This window comes from Weissella sp. DD23 (assembly GCF_001579105.1).
In the GTDB taxonomy this organism is placed as follows: Bacteria; Bacillota; Bacilli; order Lactobacillales; family Lactobacillaceae; genus Weissella; species Weissella cibaria.
On the sequence record NZ_KQ970394.1, the window covers coordinates 178,728 to 182,681 of the forward strand.

At 46.9% G+C, this 3,954-nt stretch carries 5 protein-coding genes; all 5 read left to right on the forward strand.

The genetic code is table 11. From position 1 onward, the window contains the following. Positions 1-948, forward strand: a 948-nt coding sequence (locus WEIDD23_RS08260) for an ABC transporter substrate-binding protein (RefSeq protein WP_197458852.1), incomplete at its 5' end; no start/stop codon positions are given. Positions 949-961: 13 nt separating this feature from the next. Further along, positions 962-1,900 carry an ABC transporter permease gene (locus tag WEIDD23_RS08265; protein WP_010370092.1) on the forward strand — a complete coding sequence of 313 codons (939 nt, stop codon included), beginning with the start codon at positions 962-964 and terminating at the stop codon, positions 1,898-1,900. Between the two features lie 2 nt (positions 1,901-1,902). Next, complete coding sequence (locus WEIDD23_RS08270) at positions 1,903-2,736, forward strand: ABC transporter permease (protein WP_010370089.1); 834 nt, start codon at positions 1,903-1,905, stop codon at positions 2,734-2,736. After that, complete coding sequence (locus tag WEIDD23_RS08275; protein WP_010370085.1) at positions 2,729-3,619, forward strand: ABC transporter ATP-binding protein; 891 nt, start codon at positions 2,729-2,731, stop codon at positions 3,617-3,619. Before WEIDD23_RS08270 ends, WEIDD23_RS08275 begins: the two co-directional genes overlap by 8 nt. Beyond that, on the forward strand, positions 3,609-3,954 hold a 346-nt coding region (locus tag WEIDD23_RS08280), incomplete at its 3' end, for an ATP-binding cassette domain-containing protein (protein ID WP_156469610.1). The genes WEIDD23_RS08275 and WEIDD23_RS08280, both read left to right, overlap by 11 nt.

The following is a 3,954-nucleotide window of genomic DNA, read 5'->3' on the forward strand; positions in this document are numbered from 1 at the left end:
AGTTATAAGCAGGGTCAAGAAGTCCGTTTTGTCCGTAATGACAATTATTTTGGTGAAAAGCCAAAGTTGAAGCACGTGGTACTTCGCATTTTGACCGACCCGAACACGACTGATATCGCTTTAAAGAAGGGCGAAGTTGATGCATCGTTCGTTTTGCCAACTGAGTTGAAGAACTTAAAGGGCCATGACTTGGCCGTACACGCGTTCTCAGAGGATCGTGTGGGTTACTTGGGCTTGAATACACATGTTAAGAAGTTGGCAAATAAGTCAGTGCGTCAGGCGATTTTCTATGCACTAGATAAGAATGAAATGAATAAGGCGGCGTACCTCGATAAGAAGTATTACAATACGCCAACTTCATTCTTACCACCAAAGAATTCATTTGCGACGACTGATGTTGCGGCTTACAAGACGAACGTCGGCAAAGCAAAGGCACTCCTTAACAAAGCGGGTGTGAAAAATCTAACCCTTAACTTAGGGTATACGTCTGGGGATGCCGCACAAAAAATTCAAGGTAGCTTGATTGCCTCACAATTAAGTAAGGCTGGCATTAAGGTGAATGTTGAAGCGGTTGATGCCACCGCGTTGTCAACAGCTATTCACAAGAAGGATCAAACCAAGTACGATGCCTTTTTGAATGGCTACATCATGGGAACGGACCCTTATCAATACACGCCGTTGTACACGTCAACTGGTTTTGCTAACTACTGGCAGTACAAGGATCCAACTATTGATAAGTTGTTTACGAAGGGCGATTTAGAGAGTTCAGCGTCTGCTCGTCAAGCAACGTACAAGAAGTTACAACAAAAGATTGCGGATGCCGCAGTGATGTATCCAATTGTTGATAACAAGAAGATTTTGGTGATGAATAAGGACGTCAAGGGCTTCTCTGAGGCGAAGACTTTGCCAGTTTACACATTTGCTGACTGGTCAAAGTTGTCAAAGTAGACGGGAGACGCATATGTTAAAAACGATTTTTAGTCGTTTGCTGCAGGCGATTCCGTTATTAATTGTGATTTCGTTTTTAGTCTTTGGCATGATCCATCTCGCACCATTTGATGCAGTCGATGCAATCATTAAACCTAACATGTCACCTGGTGTTGTTCATGTATTACGCGAACGTTATGGTTTGGACAAACCTTTTCTGACGCAGTATGTGTTGTGGCTTGAAAATTTTGTCATGGGGCATTTTGGGCACTCGATTATTAACCAACAAGATATTGGTCAGGCGTTGGCTGAACGAATCCCCAACACGGTCATCTTAGTGTTGCCTGCGTATGCGACCTCAGTGGTAATTGCAACAGTGCTAGGCTTGATCGGCGGTCGTGCACCACAAAGTTGGGCAGGTCGGGTGATTGATACGGTGACTGCGGTTGGTTTAGCAACGCCGTCATTCTGGATAGCACTATTGCTAATTTACTTCTTGGGCTACGCAGCTAATTTATTCCCGCTCTTTGGAATGGGGAGTGCGCATCAGCCACTCGACGTTGTGTGGCACATGGTGTTGCCGTATATCACATTGGTTGTGGCGTACTTCCCGGAGCTCGCACGGTATGTCCAAAGTAAAACAATTGGTGAATACCAACAGGATTATGTGATGGTCCAACGGGCGTTCGGTGCAACTGAACGACAAATTCTATTCCACCACGTGTTACCAAATGTCCTATTGCCAATTGTGACGCAAATTGGGCAATCGTTACCATTACTCGTAACGGGCGCCATGATTACAGAAACGGTGTTCAGTTGGCCAGGCGTGGGGACTTACATGATGGATGCATCAGTCAAGCTAGATTATCCGGTTATTTTAGCGGTCATGTTGTTGTCAGCGACGTTGGTGGTAATCGGTAATTTGTTAGCAGATGTCCTTTATACCGTGGTTGATCCGCGGGTTAGGAGGTAATCATGCGCGAACGATTTAAAATGACCATTCGACAAAAGCCAACCTACTTAACGTGGTTGATTGTAATGGCAGTTCTGGTCTTAGCTGTCTTATTAGCACCAATTTTGCCCTTACATCCAAATGCGGTCGACGTGGTACACATGTCTCAAGGACCAAGCTGGCAACATTGGTTTGGTACTGACGATTTGGGGCGGGATTATTTAGCCCGCGTCGTGTATGGTGGTCGCATCTCGTTGGGGGTTGGTTTCCTAGCAATGTTGGTATCGGTTATTCTCGGTACCACAATTGGGGTGATGGCCGGTTATTTCGGTGGCCTAGCTGATACGGCCTTGATGCGGTTGCTAGATGTGTTTTCATCGGTGCCATGGTTGGTCTTGGTTGTGGTATTAAGTGCATTCTTACGACCAGGGCTAACTACGATTATTATCGTAATTAGTGCCTTTTCATGGATGTCGATTGCCCGTTTAGTTCGGGCCGAAACGGTCACGGTTAAGGAACGAGATTTTGTGAAGTACGCACAATTTGTCGGCATGTCGCCTTGGTATGTCATGTGGCATCATATTTTGCCGATGGTGACCCCAATTATTGTGGCAGCTGCAGGCGCGAATATTGCGAATGCGATTATGACGGAATCGGCTTTGAGCTTTTTGGGGATGGGGGTTCAAGACCCAGCTGCCTCATGGGGTTCGTTGCTGAACGCCGCCCAGTCACGGTTGCAGGATGCGCCGTACATGGCAATTATTCCGGGCTTGTTTATCATCATGACTGTTTTAGCCTTTAATAAACTGGGTAATTTACTACGAGATATGACATCACCGGAGGACAATCATGGTTAAACCTATTATTGACATGCAGGGCCTGACGGTGACGGTTCCAAGCAAACAGGGTACGATGGTCCCTATTTTGAATGGGGTGAATTTAACGATTATGCCCAATCAAGTATTAGGCCTAGTCGGTGAATCAGGTTCTGGTAAAACGATGACCATGCGCACAATCCTGGGGCTGTTACCGAAGGGTGCAACCGCCACTGCCGATGTCTGGCAGCTCGCGGGTGAAAATAGCCCGGTTGGCCAACACCAGCAGTTGCGAATGGCGATGGTCTTTCAGGATCCTTTAACGGGCTTGAATCCGGTCCGGACGATCGGCTTTCATTTAACCGAAGTGGTTAAGCGAGTCCATCCACGGTATTCACGTTTGCAACAACAAGCTGCGGCAGAGCAGGCACTTGAAAAAGTGAATATTCCCAAGCCAACGCAACGACTAAAACAATATCCACATGAGTTGTCAGGTGGGCTGCGGCAGCGTGTTTTGATTGCGATGGCCTTATTGGCGGAACCAGATGTCCTGATTGCAGACGAGCCGACCACAGCTTTGGATGTGACAGTTCAGGCACAAATTTTAACCTTGTTAAAAGATCTGCAACGGACAGAGGAGTTGACGATCATTTTTATCACCCACGATTTAGGGGTAATTTCAGCAGTCGCAGACAATGTTGCAGTCATGCGTGATGGTCAGATTGTTGAGGCGGGGACTAGCGCAGATATTTTCCAACAGGCGCAACATCCGTATACGCAGGCCTTATTAGCGGCGGTAACTGCCGTAACAGATGGTCACGCAAGTAGTTTACAGACTGTGCCACATACCGATAGACAACAACATGAAGAAATCTGGTTGTCGGCAACACATCGTGTCCTAGGGGGTGTACCAGATGGCCAATGAGTTACTAAAACTAACAAATATTACAGTGCAATACCCAGGGCGACATGGTAAACCAGAGTTAGTGGCGCTAGATGATGTCTCTTTAACAATTTACGAAGGTGAAACGCTTGGCTTGGTGGGGGAATCCGGTTCAGGGAAAACGACCCTCGGTCAAGTGGCGTTGTCACTATTGCAGCCGACTTCGGGTGAAATAGCCTTCGCTGGTCAGCCAATTACGAAACACAATCGGCGGACCGTTATGGATGACATGCAGCTGATTTTCCAGGACCCCTATGAATCATTGAACCCCAAGCATACTGCCTTAGAATTGGTCCGTGAGCCATTACGACGACACT

Coding starts and splice junctions, on each gene's coding strand:
- WEIDD23_RS08265 (WP_010370092.1), top strand. CDS start 962: ATGTTAAAAACGATTTTTAGTCGTTTGCTGCAGGCGATTCCGTTATTA.
- WEIDD23_RS08270 (WP_010370089.1), top strand. CDS start 1,903: ATGCGCGAACGATTTAAAATGACCATTCGACAAAAGCCAACCTACTTA.
- WEIDD23_RS08275 (WP_010370085.1), top strand. CDS start 2,729: ATGGTTAAACCTATTATTGACATGCAGGGCCTGACGGTGACGGTTCCA.